This window comes from Paenibacillus sp. SN-8-1 (assembly GCF_050995535.1).
Lineage (GTDB): Bacteria > Bacillota > Bacilli > Paenibacillales > Paenibacillaceae > Fontibacillus.
The window spans coordinates 1,420,119-1,434,143 of the sequence record NZ_CP194782.1; the positions used below are offsets into that span (position 1 = coordinate 1,420,119).

Consider the following 14,025-nt stretch of genomic DNA (forward strand, 5'->3'; position numbering starts at 1 on the left):
TCTCATTCTCCTCTGGGCGGCAGTGCATTTTGGGAGGAGCTCAAGTCTTGTCTTCAGAAAGGAGGTCTAAAGCTTGGATGCCGAATCTAAGAAGCATATACCGAATCTGGAACGGTTAGAGCAAGCCGCCCGGAACACGTTCTGGGATTATCTCGGGTGCCGGATTGATGAGATAGACGATCAGATGGCGACCGTTTCTTTTGATATACAGCCTCATCACCTGAACCTGATTGGGATTCTGCATGGGGGTGTTCATGCAGCTGTGATTGACTCCGCAATGGGACTCATCCTCATGTTAGCAAGGCCAGAGTCCAGCATAGTTACGATTAATCTGAACATGAATTATGTTGCCCCGACGCAGCAGGGCAGGGTGATTGTGACCGCCAAGATCATTCACAGCACTCGCAGAATCATGACAGCTGAGGCTTATGCAAGGAAGGAGAATGGGGATTTGCTGGCTTTCGGAACAGGAACGTTCCGGGTATTGGATAGGCCAGTAGGAGAGGATCATCCACCAGTGGGGAATGAACACGGGTGACCAACTTGGGAAGCGCCTTTGAATGTAACTAGGTGAGATTCTTATTAAATATTCGAGGTAAACACAGACAGCAGCTCTCTATTCCTAGAGGGCTGCTGTCTGCGTTTATTACCCGTGGTATGGAGTGGGCTTCCCGGGCATGTGCGGGTAGTGATAATGATGGTGATGATGATGGTGGTGGTGGTGGAAATGATGACCTGGATGATACGGTGGATAAGGATGATAAGGAGGGTACGGATGATATGGCGGCGGGTTATGACTACTCCCATAATGATCGTGGCCGTATGGCATAGGAGGAGCCGGGTCTCTTGCCCATTCATAGTTCGGATGAGTCATATATTTAATCTCCTTTCAGGACTGGGATCTCCATATATGTTATGGCTAATTTATCTGATTGGGTGCTCATCCAACTTAAATGGGCGTATTCACCCCTGTGTCGGCTTACGGGTCAATTCCGCGAGAACATCCCACTGCTGAGGGGTTACTTGCCTTAGATCATTGAACTGACCTGCTCCCTGAAGCCATTCCCCGCCGTCAATTGTAACTACTTCCCCATTGATATAACCGGCATAATCCGATATTAAATAGGCGGCGAGATTAGCCAGTTCATCCGCACTGCCTACTCTGCGCAGGGGTACACGGTTAATCATCTGTTCTTCCAGTTCAGGCGTGGGGGAAAGGCGAGACCAAGCGCCTTCAGTAGGGAAAGGTCCAGGTGCTATCGCTGCCTGGCGGATGCCATACGGGGCCCATTCCACAGCAAGCGATCTAGTAAGTGCGAGCACACCAGCTTTGGCGGCTGCCGATGGAGTCACAAAGCCGGAGCCTGTCGAAGCATAGGTTGTAACTATATTAAGCATGGTCCCTGGATGACCCTGTTCAATCCATCTCTTGCCGACTTCAAGCGTCATATGAAAAGTCCCATGAAGCACAATATTCAGCACCGCATCCACTGCGCGGGGGGATAGGCGTTCTGTCGGGCTGATGAAATTACCAGCCGCATTATTCACCAGAACATCCAGACGGCCAAAGTGATCATAGACCGCCTCAATGAGTTCATGAATCTGAGCCGGGTTGCGAACATCGCATGGATAGTAGAATGCATTGTAACCGTTCTCGGTAAAAGTGTTACAAGCTTCCTGAAGCACCTCTTCGCGGCGACCGGTGATCGCAATGCTGGCCCCAAGCTGAGCGAATCTCTGACCCATCGCTAGCCCGAGTCCAGTACCTCCTCCAGTAATAAGTACAACCTTGTCTTTAAGCAGATCTGTACTAAAAGGTCCCATGGCTCATCCTCTTTCATCATTTAATAGAAAGAAAAGCAGTACTTATTCTAGTATAATATATGCCTCCCGCCTCGGGACATTTACATAGAATATCTTTATCTGCTGTGAAGAACGAATGAAGGTAGCCCCGGCAGGCAAGGTGCTAAACCCTCTCTTGTTCCGCATACATATGGGATAGAGGAGGAGAGTGGGAATATGGACAAGAAGGTAGAGCTTTATTTTGAGTTGAAACAGCAGCACAAGGCAATTGAACTACAGCTTGCCGAACTTCGCGGTGAAATAACCGGCTATCTGGGAGATCATAACTTCACCGAGCTTGACATTGGCGGCTACAAGGTTAAGCTGGTCCATCAGGAGCGCAAGGAATATGATGAGAACAAATTGTATCAGGCTCTTCCTGACCCGGAGCTGTGGCGGCTTACGTCGAGGCCCGATGCATCGAAGATCTCAAGCCTGCTTAAGCTAAATGTCCTCTCTGAGGCCCAGTTACAAGATACCTATTCGGTTAAGCCGATAACTTTGCTGCATGTGGAGAAGAAATAACAGGCGACACCAAAACGGACACGGCATCCTGGTTAGGGATTGCCGTGTTCGTTATGGATGTTCATATGCGGGTTCGGTTCAAAAGCTTGATATATATCCGGCGAATCTGGTAACGCGGTCATCACGATAAATACTCTTCTGATCGAGGATCCCATATAAGGGACGAGCCTCGGCTGGAGATGTGGCCACTTTATAGATAATGAAGAGTGAACCTTTTAGATAGGGTTCTTTTTTTTTGTCCATCAGTACGGTTGTTTCACAAGGGAGGTTGTAAAAGTTCATATTGAGTTCATTTCCCCTATTTATACTGACACCATATCAATTTTCATTGGGGGATTATGAATCATGAAAGCATGCAAGCTTTATAAATTAACCGGAAGATCAAGTTATAAGAACAGATTGATCCTGCACTTCGCTGCCTTGCTGCTGGTTACTGCACTGGTTACCACTGGCTTTTCTCGCTCCGCTCATGGGGCAGAAGATTTAATAACAGGACATACGCCGTCAGGTATCCCGTACAGTCAATTGGCACGTGAGATCGATAACTATGTGAATTCGTATATTGGGAAGTCCAGCCCGGGGGCGGCTGTTGTGGTGACCAAGGGGGACCGGATCATTTTCTCCAAAGGTTACGGATATGCCAATGTAGAGCAGAAGATTCCGGTAGATCCATCCAAAACGGTATTCAGTTATGGCTCCATCAACAAGATGTTTGTCTGGACCTCGGTAATGCAGTTGGTGGAGCAGGGGAAGATGAAGCTGGATCAGGACATCAAAGCATATCTCCCGAAAGATTTGGGAAATAAGCTTCGTTATAAGAGGCCAATCACGATGCTGAACACGATGAGTCATACGGCCGGATTCGAGCAGCATCCGCTTCCTTTGTTCATCAGGTCCATGGATGACCTGAAGTCGCTGGAGCAGACGCTGTTATCGGTTCAGCCTAAGCAAATCTACGAGCCCGGCAAAGTGATCGCCTATTCCAATTACTCTACCGCTCTGGCGGCACTAACGGTGGAGAAGGTCAGCGGGGAGAGCTTCTCAGACTACGAGATGAATCACATCCTTCGTCCTCTGGGAATGCTTCGCACGTCCGGACATCCTAGCCTTAAGGATCACCCTGATCTGAAGAAGGATGAAGCGGAAGGGTACGCTGCAGCAGAGGAAGGGGGATTTAGCCGCCGGGAGCACTACTATATCCCACTCTATCCAGCCGGCGCCATGGAGGGGACAGCTGAAGATCTGGCCCGCTTTGCTATGGCCCTGACCTCGGAGCATAGCCCACTCTTCACCGAAACACAGACTCTGCATACGATGCTCTCCCGCAGCTATACACCAGACAAGGATTTGCTTTCGAATGCGCATGGCTTTTGGGAATATAATGCATCGCCCCGTTCGGTGGGCCATAGCGGGAATACAAAGGGCTTCTCCAGCAATTTTGCCATTGTTCCTGAAGAGAAGCTGGGGATCGTGGTGCTGACCAATGCAGAGTTAGAGCAAAGTCTTACAGCCGGCTTGGTTAATCATCTGATAAAGAGCAAGAATGCGATTTCTGCTGAATCCGGTGTTCCTTTACAGAGATCAAGTGATGTAGCCGGACATTATGTCATTGCCCAAAATTCTTATACCACAATCCAGGAAGTGCTCAGCTATATGGGTCTGGTTACGCTTGAGGCTAAGGGAGAATATGATCTAACCGTTCATGTAATGGGAATGTCCGGTGAATATAAGCAAATTCATCCACAACTATACCAGCTTGCTCATACCGAATATCCAAGACTCCAAAAGCTCGCTCCGCTGCTGTACGCTGAAATGTCAGATGGCAAGGTGGTGCGTCTAAGTAAGGGGATAGCCACGGATCTTGTTCCGCTACCACCGGGCCGCTCGCTGCCCGCATTAATAAGTTATTTGGCCCTGGCCGTCCTGGATATTTTGTTTTTTGTCATAGCTCCCGCTGTGCTGTTAGTGAGGTGGTTATTCATCAGGAAAAAGGGAAAAGGCATATCCGCTTCGAACCCTTCGGGCCGCTGGACGACAGTAACTTTGATCTGCGGAGCAGCCGTAGCGCTGAATAGTGTAGCCCTGCTTATGAATGCCATAGGCAATCAGGATGTTACTGAGCCACAGTTAAATACTGGAATTATGGTAAACTGGATACTGGCTGTTCTTGCCGAGCTTTTACTTGTCACTTCAATCTATAAAAGTAGACGGCAGTCACGAACCCGCAGGCAGAAGTGGATGCAAATGACAACGGCTCTGCTGATAAACAGCTTCTTGATTCTATTATATAATTGGCATTTCTTTCATTTCATAAACTAGAAGATATATAAGCGGTATCAGAATGGAGAAGCGGACATGATTCATGTGCTGGTTGTTGAAGATGATAATAATCTCAGAAAACTGATCACTGCCTCGTTAGAGCGGCATCATTACCGCGTCCTCCAGGCGGCGGACAGCAGGGAGGCGCTGTCTCTTCTAGAGGATCATCAAGTAGACTTGATGATCAGCGACATCTTGATGCCAGGGATGAACGGATTTGAATTGACCCGTCTGGTGCGGGAGGCTAATTTCTATTTTCCAATACTGATGGTGACGGCCAAGGAGGAGTTCGAAGATAAGAAACAGGGCTTTCTAGCCGGGACGGATGATTATATGGTGAAGCCGCTGGATATTGATGAGATGCTTCTTCGGGTTGCCGCCCTGCTGAGGAGAGCCAAGATCGCGAATGAGCATCGGATTGTTATCGGAGACAGCGTGCTCGATTGCCATACAATGACGGTTACTGTAAAGGACGACTGCATTCCTTTGCCCAAAAAAGAGTTCTACTTGCTGTTCAAGCTGCTAAGCTATCCCGGCCAAATCTTCACCAGGCAGCAGCTCATGGACGAAATCTGGGGCCTGGATGCCGCAGCGGATGAGAGAACCGTGGATGTGCATGTGAAGCGCCTAAGGGAAAAGCTTGATGAATGTACACCGTTCGGCATCGTTACCGTGCGGGGCCTAGGGTATAAGGCGGAGAAGCGGGTATGAAAAGGTTTGGCTTTACATCGATACGTCTAAAGCTCGTTCTTATTTTTATGGGCATTCTGTTGGGGTCCTGCCAGCTGGCATTTACGTTCGCTATTAATTTTTATTTTGATAAGGTGCTTACGGACATGGAGAGCCATCTGATGGCAGAGTCGCATCTGATCAGGCAGCTCGCACAGCGGACGGACCTGAGCGCGGATGAGATCATCCGCCTGAGCAGTACGTCTTTCTACCAAATGGATCATTACTCGAAGGTCCGGGATCTCCCCGTGTCCCTGGATCAAGGTTCGAGAGCTCAGCTGGAAGCGGGGACAAGTATCTATGTGCCTGTGGAACGGGAGCATCGGAGCATCCGGGCCACTTTGTTCAAGCTGCGGGAGCAATATGTGCTGCTGACTCCGTATGTGGCGGCCTACTTTGACCCGGTAGCGCAGCTCATGGTGAACACAATAATTAACTGCGCCATTATCGGTTCTGTGCTAATCCTGATTGCGGTCAGGCAGATTATGAAGCCTCTTCGGCGGCTGACTGAGGCCACCCGTGAGGTTGCCAAGGGCAAATTCTCGGTGCAGGTGCCCTATTCGGGCAGGGATGAAGTGGCGAGGCTGGCCCAATATTTCAATACGATGGTTCAGGAGCTTAAGCAAATAGAATTTTTGCGCAAGGACTTCATCAACAATGTATCTCATGAATTTAGAACGCCTATATCATCCATTCAAGGCTTTGCCCGGCTCCTCCAGACCAGCTCATTGCCCAAGGAACGGCTGCTTGAATATACAGATGTGATTATCGAAGAGACCGAACGTCTGAACAAGCTGACCTCCAATATCCTGAAGCTGTCCCGTGTCGAGAACCAAACCAAGCCCACCCACTGTACGTCTTTTGTGCTGGATGAGCAAATCCGAAGGACAATTCTGCTGCTGGAGACGGAGTGGAACAAGAAAGGTTTGACACTTGATCTTGATCTGCCAGGAACGAATTACTGGGGGGATGAGGAGCTGATCCAGCAAATCTGGATCAATCTGATTGACAACGCGATTAAATTCTCAGATGACGGAGGTACTGTTGGTGTATCCATAGTCCGTGAGGACGGAGTGATCCGTGTCCACATCAGGGATGAAGGCTGCGGAATTCCTGAAACAGCCAAGTCACGCATATTTGAGCACTTTTATCAAGCAGAAAGTTCACGCGGCAGACAGGGAAGCGGACTCGGACTTGCCATAGTCAAAAGGGTCACGGAGCTGTGCGGGGGTTCGGTAACGGTTGAAAGTGAAGAAGGAGAAGGATCAGTTTTTACGGTTGAGCTTCCCTTGATTAATCCCGGGATACAAACACGGCTGTCCTGACAGACGAGAACTGTGGAAATAGATACAAGCCGTGGTTCAGCCATAAACTGGCTGACCACGGCTTTGTTAAGTTAGAGTTACTCTAGACCTTCAGAGAAAAGGACGTTCTACTGCTGCCTAATTGCTATTACCGTCCGGAGAGACTCGGGATGACGGACGTGTTCCGTCCGGTCTCTCATTCGCCAGCGCATCCGGCAGATCCACACTGTCCGGATAAGAGTCTTTCACGAACATACCAGACTCCTTATCAATATCCCTCTGGGTTACCAAGTCATCTTCTTCATGAGTTTCATTCCGTTCATTCATCCTAGTGCCCTCCCTTACTGTAATGCATTCCATATATATATCCCCGTTTGAGTACCAAACCAATCAAGGAACATACTTTAGAATTCATTGATTTAATCAGGGAGGGCTAATATTAACTCAAAGGGTGCAATTGAGCAGCTTAGATGAGGGCGATAGCCAGAAGTGTGAACAGACTGAGTGTCAAAATTTCATTTCCATAACCATAGCCATACGGTGAAAAGGCAGATGTGCGGATTGGGCCGCCGCCCTCCTGCCGCAGGTAGACATTCTCCCGGTCTACATCGACAATGGTTCCCTGGTAATGCCGGCCATCCACAGTAAGTAAACGCACTTTCTTGTTCATGCACTGCAGGCAATTATAATAGGCTTCCATATTAATCACTCCCTTCTCGTATATATGTATAATATGAGCAGGTAAGGGTCATGGAACGGCATTGGTACCTATATCTAGTTATAAGGAGTTCGTTTTTTCAAATCGTAAGGAGTATGATATATTTGTTAGAAAAAATATAAAAAGGGAGCAGACCGATGCAGGTTATCGATATAGAACAAGTTCAGAGCAGAATTGATTCGTTCAAGGATCAGGATATCTACGTCCATTTGGAGTTAACAACGGGCGCCTATGCGTCCCATCATGACAGCTCGAAGCATCCGGCGGCCAATTTCATAACTAACGCAGTTATTCGTTATTCCAATGGCTCCATTGTAGGCAGCAATGGCATATACAGGGCGGGTCTCAAGATGGAGCATGGCTGGCTGTACGCGGAAGGTCTTACAACTTGGGATGAGAGTGACCCCGACAGGCTCATTCTTGCCGGACATGATGGTCAGGGTAAGCTGGTTGTAGCCCTGCAATTAAGCAGGGAGCCATTCTAATGGGAGAGGAGCTAAAAATAATGCATCAGCGGATTCTTGTTGTGCTTCCTCATCCCGATGATGAGGCGTTCGGATTGTCAGGCACACTGGCCAAGTATATTCAGCAAGGAGCTCAGGTGACATACGCTTGCCTGACCTTGGGGGAGCGGGGACGGAATATGGGCATTCCTCCTTTCGCTAACCGGGTTACACTTCCTGATGTACGCAGGGATGAACTTCTGGAATCTTGTAAAGCGATTGGCATTCAGGACTTGAGGATGCTAGGTTTTCATGATAAGACTATAGAATTTGAGGATAAAGTACTGCTGGATGGCCGTATAATGGAGCTTGTTCAAGAGGTTCGCCCGACACTGGTGTTCACTTTCTACCCGGGGTATAGTGTGCATCCAGACCATGATGCTACCGGAGCCGCTGTGGTGCGGGTCATTGAAAGCTTGCCAGCCGGAGAACGACCGGTCGTGCTATGTATGGCATTCTCCAAGAATTGCTACAGTATTCTGGGACAGCCGGATGTAAGTGTGGAGATCACTGACTTCCTGGAACACAAAATGAACTCCATTCAGGCTCACCGCTCCCAATTCCAGGCTGCCGAGCTGCTTGGGAACAGAACCCTGAAGGATAAGGAAATTCTTGACCGGTTCGGAACAGAGCGGTTCTGGACTTATTCTTTTGAATAAATACACGAAGAGATTTCTTTGGAATGCATAGAGATTTCCAAGCTTCTGGCTTGGGGATCTTTTTTGTCCTTTTATAGCATTTTTTTGAAGATGAAGATCCTGATGAAAGCCTAAATTGCCTGGATTTTTGACCGATAATATAGAATAACCTATTTTATGACTTTGGAGATGATCGGATGCATCACAACATACTGCAGGGACACTACAAGTATTGGATGGTGCTTCTATCTTTTATTATTGCGATATTCTCCTCTTATTCCGCTCTAACCTTGGCAGCCAAAATTAATCATGCCAGCGGGCGTGCTCAGATGGGCTGGCTGCTAGCGGGCTCTTGTGTTATGGGCTGCGGCGTATGGGCCATGCATTTTATCGGTATGCTGGCTTTTAGCCTGGACATTCAAATTACTTATGACGCGGGAATCACGATACTTTCACTGATCTCCATGATTCTGGCCTCGTATGTTGCCTTCCGAATCACGCTTCCGTCGAAGGTTCGGGTCAGGAATCTTGCTATTGGTGGATTCTGCATGGGTGGTGGGATCGTTGCGATGCATTATACCGGGATGGCGGCCATGCGAATGGGAGGGAATCTGACTTATGATCCTCTTTACTGGACTCTGTCCGCCATTATCGCACTTACGGCGTCCTATGCCTCACTGTACTTGTTCCTGAAATTCAGGAACCGGGCGGCAGCCAGCGTGGCGAAATGGATCTCGGTTGTTATTATGGGCATAGCCATTTGCGGGATGCATTATACGGGCATGAAGGCGATGATCTTCTCCTCGAGTCATAACGGAAATGGAATATCAAATTCAGACTCCTATATGCAGATCAAATTAATCTTGCTCGTATGTGTATCGGCTGCGATCCTGGTCATTCTCTCGATCTCGTCACTGGCCGTCTATTTCGATCGGCGTACCATGAAAGGGATGGCCTACACGGATGAATTAACGGGATTACCGAACCGGTACCGCATGAATCAATTTTTCGATGCCTATGACTTCCAGGCACCAGATAGTCAAATGGCCCTGCTGTTCGTCGATCTGGACCGGTTCAAGAATGTGAATGATACTCTGGGTCATGACTTCGGCGATATGCTGGTCAGAGCTGTAGGGGACAGGCTTAGGAGAACGCTGAATCAGAGCGAAATCTACAGGCTTGGTGGAGATGAATTTCTGTGCGCGCTAAGCGGTACAGGACAAGCTGAGGCTGAGCAATGGGCCAAAGTGCTTCTCGAGGAAATTCAGAAGCCCTTTGTATTAGACGGTTATGAGCTCTACATTACGAGCAGTATCGGGGTAAGTCTCTCTCCGCTTCATGGACAGGATCGGCACGCGCTGCTGAAAGCAGCGGATACCGCAATGTATAAAGCCAAGGAAGAAGGAAAGAACCGGTACCGCGTGTTCGATGAATCGCTGGACCGGGGAAGGATCCGCCGCCTGGGGCTGGAGAATGATCTGCGCAGAGCTGTACATAACGAGGAATTCTTCGTGTTATATCAACCTAAGTGGGATGCTTCCTCTGGCAAGGGGGCAGGAATGGAGGCCTTAATCAGGTGGCGTCATCCCGAGCTTGGGGTGATCTCTCCAGCCGAGTTCATTCCTATTGCGGAGGAGACAGGCCTTATTATTCCGATGACCCGCTGGATTATGATGGAGGCTTGCCGGCAGAATCAGCAGTGGCAGCAGGAAGGATTCGAACCTCAGTGTGTCTCTGTCAATCTGTCGGTACGTGTATTTGAGAGCCAGAATCTGCTGGATATGATTCAATGCGCACTAAATAAGACTGGGCTTGCGGCCCAGTATCTTGAAGTCGAGATCACCGAGTCGATACTGGCATCGGATATTCATGGGATTACCGGTCAGCTCACGAAGATCAGAGAGCTGGGTATCAAAATTGCTATGGACGATTTCGGCTCAGGCTACTCTTCACTTGGCTCACTGGACAAGCTGCCGATTGACACCCTCAAGATCGATCAGCTCTTCGTCCGGGAATATGAATCAGGCTCGAAGAAAGCTATTATTCAAGCCATTATTACACTCGGGCAGCAGCTCAATCTGGAGCTTATTGCAGAAGGAGTCGAGACGATCGAGCAGTCTGAATTCCTGAATGGCCTTGGCTGCAGTATTATGCAGGGCTATTATTACGGGAAGCCAATGAATGAGGATCAGATTCGGGAATGGCTCGGTCACAGAGCGTATTCAAGCGCAACTCCAATTCCAACTCAAAGCCAAGCGAATTGACCATAATTAGTGAGCAGCAACCTGGGGTAATTATCGAATCTGTTTATCAAAAGACGAAGAGCCATTGGGATCATCCACTGGCTCTTTCGTGCGTTTGTGTGGAGCCAAGCCTTCGGCATAACGATCACATCTTCAGCACCAAAAAGACAGATTGGCTTGAACAAGCTCGCAATTTCCAGTCCAGCGCGAAAGAGAGCTGCATCAATCATGTTGAATACTTTTCTCTAGCCGCGAGATAGCTTCCGGAACAAGAATCTTAAGCTTACCTTAACTTTAGCAGGGTTTAACCACCAGTTGATTATGCTTCATTATACTTGAAGTGAATTAAAATCAGGCTGCTAAGGAGCGATTCCCTTTGATTCGAACCCGATCTATACTTCGAAAATTAAAATGGTTTTTCCTAAGCTTAGTTATTTTAGCTGCAGCAGGGATTACATATGAACAAATCTCAGAAAATATGACCAGACACAAATACCAGCCTCCGGGACAAAGGATTGATATCGGTGGTTATAAGCTTCATATGGTTGCGGTAGGTAAGTCCACTGGCCTGCCAAAAGTGGTTCTGGAGTCGGGACTTGGGGTCCCGAACCCGAGTGAAGATTGGAGTAAGGTTCAACCAGAGCTAGCCCAGTTAACCAGGGTGATCAGTTATGATCGAGCGGGGTACGGATGGAGCGATCTTGCCGATTCAGAGCGAACAGCTTTAGCGTCAGCACAGGATCTGCACAAGCTTTTGCAGGCCTCAGGCAATTCCGGACCGTATGTGCTGGTGGCTCATTCCTACGGTGGGTTTATCGCTCAGACATTCGCTTCACTCTATCCCGAGGATACCGCGGGTATGGTCTTGATCGACAGCTCGCAGATTGGGCAGCAGCTAAGCTTTTCAGACTGGCAGCTGCTCCTTATGGAAGCCTCTAGAATAACAGGGGTGAATCGTCTTCTGGGAACCTTGGGACTTGTTCCTATGCCTGATCAAGATACTAAATCCAAGGATTTGTTCTACCAGATGGCCTATAACCGCAACCATACCAGCGAGCTGCGAAATATGATGACGAAGTCGAGGGATCAGGTTCAGGCGGCTGAGTCACAGGGCTTCCACAGCTTACCGCTTGCGGTGCTGGCCGTTCCGAATGAATATACGGATTGGCTGGATATGCAGAAGAAAATGTCGGGCTTATCCTCGAACAGCACTTTTCAAGTAGTCCAGAATTCCACTCATTTTGTTCAGAAAGACCAGCCTGATCTTGTTATTGATACCGTCGTCAAGATGCTAAAGGAGATCGGCAGCAAATAATGTTTTTGACTATGCTCTAATTGTTCCTATAATTGAAAAAAGCAGCAATGCGTTATGACACAAGGTTAGAAAGGAGTTATGGAGCATGGTTCTGACGGGTGCGTTAGTTAATAGGATTGCGGTGGTAGGAGGCAGCCTGCTTGGGAGGCTTCTGCATCGAATACCTGAGCGTATCAAAGATAGCGTGATGAAGGTGATGGGGCTTGTCGTGTCCGTGCTGGGAATTCAAATGGGGCTGAAGAGCGCAAGCTTTCTGATCGTTATTATATAATGGGGATTCTTGGTGCGCTGGACAGCGGTATCAGGGGTAATCATGATTCTGGCGATTGGACTGAATCTTCTGGGGCTGACCAAGATTAAAGTGGCGAATCTGCTTCCTGCGATTATAGTTGTGGCGGTGCTTGTTACGATATTTGAGTAGACGGTGGGTTTGTTTTTGTCTACGGAATATCGGGAAGGTGATCTATCCAACTTTTTTAAAATCCGTACAGGCACGCCTGGGCGGCCGCCCACATAGAATGAAGTGACCGCAGACCGGTTGCACGCATTTATGCAGGAGGTGGCACCATTGCCCGGATTGTTTACCACAATTGCCTTGTTCATCAAACAGTTGACCCTTCTCGTGTCTTATGTCAAAAATAACGCATTTCCCCAGCCGTTAACCGAGGAAGAGGAAGCGAAGCATCTCCAGCGCATGACGGAAGGCGACCCTGTCAGCCGCAATATTCTGATTGAGCATAACTTAAGACTTGTCGCCCATATCGTCAAGAAATTCGACAACACCGGGGAGGATCTGGAGGACCTGATCTCCATCGGTACGATTGGCCTGATCAAAGCCATTGAGAGCTTCCGGCTGGGCAAAGGCACCAAGCTGGCGACTTTCGCGGCTCGTTGTATAGAGAATGAGATTCTAATGCATTTACGTTCACTCAAGAAGACGAAGAAGGATGTCTCCCTGCATGACCCAATTGGGACGGATAAGGAAGGGAATGAGATTACCTTAATCGATATCCTCGGTTCCGAGAACGATGATGTCGTCGAGCGGGTTCAGCTTAAGATGGAGAAGAGCAAGATCTATCAGAACCTAGATATCCTGGATGAGCGTGAGCAGGAAGTGATTCGTGGAAGGTTCGGACTGGATCAGGGCGGAGAAGAGCGGACCCAGCGGGAGATTGCGAAGGAGCTGGGGATCAGCCGGAGTTATGTGTCACGAATAGAGAAGAGAGCGCTGATGAAGCTGTATCATGAGTTTTATAAAGCGAAGCGATGAGAGAGGCCCGGGATGGAGATCCCGGGTTTTTCTGAATGAGACGAAGATTAGGCATTTTAGCAGTCAAAGCAATGCATAGTAATTTGGCTTCTGCACCACAATTGGTAGGCTAGATGGATTTACATCACAGGGCCAGTGGTATTCTCACCTAATCGTGGGTTACAGCTCACTGCCAACGGGATAATGAGTGATGGTTCAATTACAGATATCAGTTCAACCGCTAGCTTGAGTTCTGATAACAAGGTTGTTGCCACTGTATCCTCAGGAGGAATTGTAACAGGGCTAAGTAAGGGGGCGCTAATATTACTGCATCACGTGATGGGAAAACTTCTAGCTCAAGCGGGTGTCATTCAGGGCAATGGCCGTGCCGATTAGCCGGGCATTTTTTGGTTTGTGCAATAAGAGGATAGGATCTCAGGAGCAGGCGAGAGGAAGGAGGTAATCCAAACGAAAAGCGTGTACTGAGGCAGGAGAAGATTGAAGCTTACAGAGTCTAAAAAGCAGCTTTATGCAAAAATTCGACTAATCTATTCATTATTCGACAAATAATGACGATATTACTTGTGCTCCAGATTCTGTTTACTCCAAATTTGGAATCTACACACAGAGAGGAAGAAGA

Annotated in this window: 17 protein-coding genes; 13 read left to right on the forward strand and 4 right to left on the reverse strand. The window is 48.4% G+C overall.

The genetic code is table 11. The features are described from left to right. Positions 1 to 73 precede the first annotated feature (73 nt). Together ACRRNK_RS06685 and ACRRNK_RS06690 are read left to right on the forward strand one after the other, a co-directional pair. On the forward strand, positions 74 to 538 hold the full coding sequence (locus ACRRNK_RS06685) for a PaaI family thioesterase (RefSeq protein ID WP_433945987.1): 465 nt from the start codon (positions 74 to 76) through the stop codon (positions 536 to 538). A gap of 32 nt (positions 539 to 570) precedes the next feature. After that, positions 571 to 831 carry a hypothetical protein gene (locus ACRRNK_RS06690; RefSeq protein ID WP_433945988.1) on the forward strand — a complete coding sequence of 87 codons (261 nt, stop codon included), beginning with the start codon at positions 571 to 573 and terminating at the stop codon, positions 829 to 831. Between the two features lie 132 nt (positions 832 to 963). Here ACRRNK_RS06690 and ACRRNK_RS06695 read toward each other — a convergent pair whose 3' ends face one another. After that, a complete protein-coding gene (locus tag ACRRNK_RS06695) occupies positions 964 to 1,824 on the reverse strand; it encodes an SDR family oxidoreductase (RefSeq protein ID WP_433945989.1) in 861 nt (286 codons plus the stop codon). A 195-nt stretch (positions 1,825 to 2,019) separates the two neighbouring features. Between ACRRNK_RS06695 and ACRRNK_RS06700 the strand changes: the two genes are divergently transcribed. After that, the gene (locus ACRRNK_RS06700) at positions 2,020 to 2,367 is read left to right on the forward strand and encodes a hypothetical protein (RefSeq protein WP_433945990.1); all 348 of its coding nucleotides are present in this window, start codon (positions 2,020 to 2,022) and stop codon (positions 2,365 to 2,367) included. Positions 2,368 to 2,445: 78 nt separating this feature from the next. Here the strand turns inward: ACRRNK_RS06700 and ACRRNK_RS06705 are convergent, their stop codons facing one another. Next, positions 2,446 to 2,649, reverse strand: coding sequence for a hypothetical protein (locus tag ACRRNK_RS06705; RefSeq protein WP_433945991.1), 204 nt, complete (start codon positions 2,647 to 2,649; stop codon positions 2,446 to 2,448). 63 nt (positions 2,650 to 2,712) lie between these two features. Here ACRRNK_RS06705 and ACRRNK_RS06710 point away from each other — a divergent pair, with 63 nt between their 5' ends. From ACRRNK_RS06710 to ACRRNK_RS06720, 3 genes are read left to right on the forward strand one after another with little or no spacing between them, the layout of a single operon-like run. Continuing rightward, on the forward strand, positions 2,713 to 4,686 hold the full coding sequence (locus tag ACRRNK_RS06710; RefSeq protein ID WP_433945992.1) for a serine hydrolase domain-containing protein: 1,974 nt from the start codon (positions 2,713 to 2,715) through the stop codon (positions 4,684 to 4,686). 36 nt (positions 4,687 to 4,722) lie between these two features. Further along, a complete protein-coding gene (locus ACRRNK_RS06715) occupies positions 4,723 to 5,397 on the forward strand; it encodes a response regulator transcription factor (RefSeq protein WP_433945993.1) in 675 nt (224 codons plus the stop codon). Next, positions 5,394 to 6,740 (forward strand): sensor histidine kinase, encoded by a 1,347-nt coding sequence (locus ACRRNK_RS06720; RefSeq protein ID WP_433945994.1) that lies wholly within the window; start codon positions 5,394 to 5,396, stop codon positions 6,738 to 6,740. Before ACRRNK_RS06715 ends, ACRRNK_RS06720 begins: the two co-directional genes overlap by 4 nt. Positions 6,741 to 6,857: 117 nt before the next feature. Here the strand turns inward: ACRRNK_RS06720 and ACRRNK_RS06725 are convergent, their stop codons facing one another. Both ACRRNK_RS06725 and ACRRNK_RS06730 read right to left on the reverse strand, forming a co-directional pair. After that, positions 6,858 to 7,046 carry a hypothetical protein gene (locus tag ACRRNK_RS06725; protein ID WP_433945995.1) on the reverse strand — a complete coding sequence of 63 codons (189 nt, stop codon included), beginning with the start codon at positions 7,044 to 7,046 and terminating at the stop codon, positions 6,858 to 6,860. A 139-nt stretch (positions 7,047 to 7,185) separates the two neighbouring features. After that, complete coding sequence (locus ACRRNK_RS06730) at positions 7,186 to 7,419, reverse strand: hypothetical protein (protein WP_433945996.1); 234 nt, start codon at positions 7,417 to 7,419, stop codon at positions 7,186 to 7,188. Between the two features lie 155 nt (positions 7,420 to 7,574). Here ACRRNK_RS06730 and ACRRNK_RS06735 point away from each other — a divergent pair, with 155 nt between their 5' ends. From ACRRNK_RS06735 to sigK, 7 genes are all read left to right on the forward strand, one after another. Then, positions 7,575 to 7,922, forward strand: a complete 348-nt coding sequence (locus ACRRNK_RS06735) for a YojF family protein (protein ID WP_251377982.1) — start codon at positions 7,575 to 7,577, stop codon at positions 7,920 to 7,922. A 20-nt stretch (positions 7,923 to 7,942) separates the two neighbouring features. Then, positions 7,943 to 8,599 carry a bacillithiol biosynthesis deacetylase BshB2 gene (gene bshB2 / locus ACRRNK_RS06740; protein WP_433945997.1) on the forward strand — a complete coding sequence of 219 codons (657 nt, stop codon included), beginning with the start codon at positions 7,943 to 7,945 and terminating at the stop codon, positions 8,597 to 8,599. Between the two features lie 176 nt (positions 8,600 to 8,775). After that, on the forward strand, positions 8,776 to 10,842 hold the full coding sequence (locus ACRRNK_RS06745; RefSeq protein ID WP_433945998.1) for a bifunctional diguanylate cyclase/phosphodiesterase: 2,067 nt from the start codon (positions 8,776 to 8,778) through the stop codon (positions 10,840 to 10,842). Between the two features lie 457 nt (positions 10,843 to 11,299). After that, entirely contained in the window at positions 11,300 to 12,136 is an 837-nt protein-coding gene (locus ACRRNK_RS06750) for an alpha/beta hydrolase (RefSeq protein ID WP_433945999.1), read from the forward strand. 85 nt (positions 12,137 to 12,221) lie between these two features. Further along, positions 12,222 to 12,407 carry a DUF554 family protein gene (locus ACRRNK_RS06755; RefSeq protein WP_433946000.1) on the forward strand — a complete coding sequence of 62 codons (186 nt, stop codon included), beginning with the start codon at positions 12,222 to 12,224 and terminating at the stop codon, positions 12,405 to 12,407. 12 nt (positions 12,408 to 12,419) lie between these two features. Continuing rightward, positions 12,420 to 12,557, forward strand: coding sequence for a DUF554 family protein (locus ACRRNK_RS06760; protein WP_433946822.1), 138 nt, complete (start codon positions 12,420 to 12,422; stop codon positions 12,555 to 12,557). Positions 12,558 to 12,704: 147 nt separating this feature from the next. Further along, a complete protein-coding gene (gene sigK, locus ACRRNK_RS06765; RefSeq protein WP_433946001.1) occupies positions 12,705 to 13,406 on the forward strand; it encodes an RNA polymerase sporulation sigma factor SigK in 702 nt (233 codons plus the stop codon). The last annotated feature ends 619 nt before the right edge of the window (positions 13,407 to 14,025 follow it).

Coding starts and splice junctions, on each gene's coding strand:
- ACRRNK_RS06695 (WP_433945989.1), bottom strand. CDS start 1,824: ATGGGACCTTTTAGTACAGATCTGCTTAAAGACAAGGTTGTACTTATT.
- ACRRNK_RS06700 (WP_433945990.1), top strand. CDS start 2,020: ATGGACAAGAAGGTAGAGCTTTATTTTGAGTTGAAACAGCAGCACAAG.
- ACRRNK_RS06705 (WP_433945991.1), bottom strand. CDS start 2,649: ATGAACTTTTACAACCTCCCTTGTGAAACAACCGTACTGATGGACAAA.
- ACRRNK_RS06710 (WP_433945992.1), top strand. CDS start 2,713: ATGAAAGCATGCAAGCTTTATAAATTAACCGGAAGATCAAGTTATAAG.
- ACRRNK_RS06715 (WP_433945993.1), top strand. CDS start 4,723: ATGATTCATGTGCTGGTTGTTGAAGATGATAATAATCTCAGAAAACTG.
- ACRRNK_RS06720 (WP_433945994.1), top strand. CDS start 5,394: ATGAAAAGGTTTGGCTTTACATCGATACGTCTAAAGCTCGTTCTTATT.
- ACRRNK_RS06725 (WP_433945995.1), bottom strand. CDS start 7,046: ATGAATGAACGGAATGAAACTCATGAAGAAGATGACTTGGTAACCCAG.
- ACRRNK_RS06730 (WP_433945996.1), bottom strand. CDS start 7,419: ATGGAAGCCTATTATAATTGCCTGCAGTGCATGAACAAGAAAGTGCGT.
- ACRRNK_RS06735 (WP_251377982.1), top strand. CDS start 7,575: ATGCAGGTTATCGATATAGAACAAGTTCAGAGCAGAATTGATTCGTTC.
- bshB2 (WP_433945997.1), top strand. CDS start 7,943: ATGCATCAGCGGATTCTTGTTGTGCTTCCTCATCCCGATGATGAGGCG.
- ACRRNK_RS06745 (WP_433945998.1), top strand. CDS start 8,776: ATGCATCACAACATACTGCAGGGACACTACAAGTATTGGATGGTGCTT.
- ACRRNK_RS06750 (WP_433945999.1), top strand. CDS start 11,300: ATGACCAGACACAAATACCAGCCTCCGGGACAAAGGATTGATATCGGT.
- ACRRNK_RS06755 (WP_433946000.1), top strand. CDS start 12,222: ATGGTTCTGACGGGTGCGTTAGTTAATAGGATTGCGGTGGTAGGAGGC.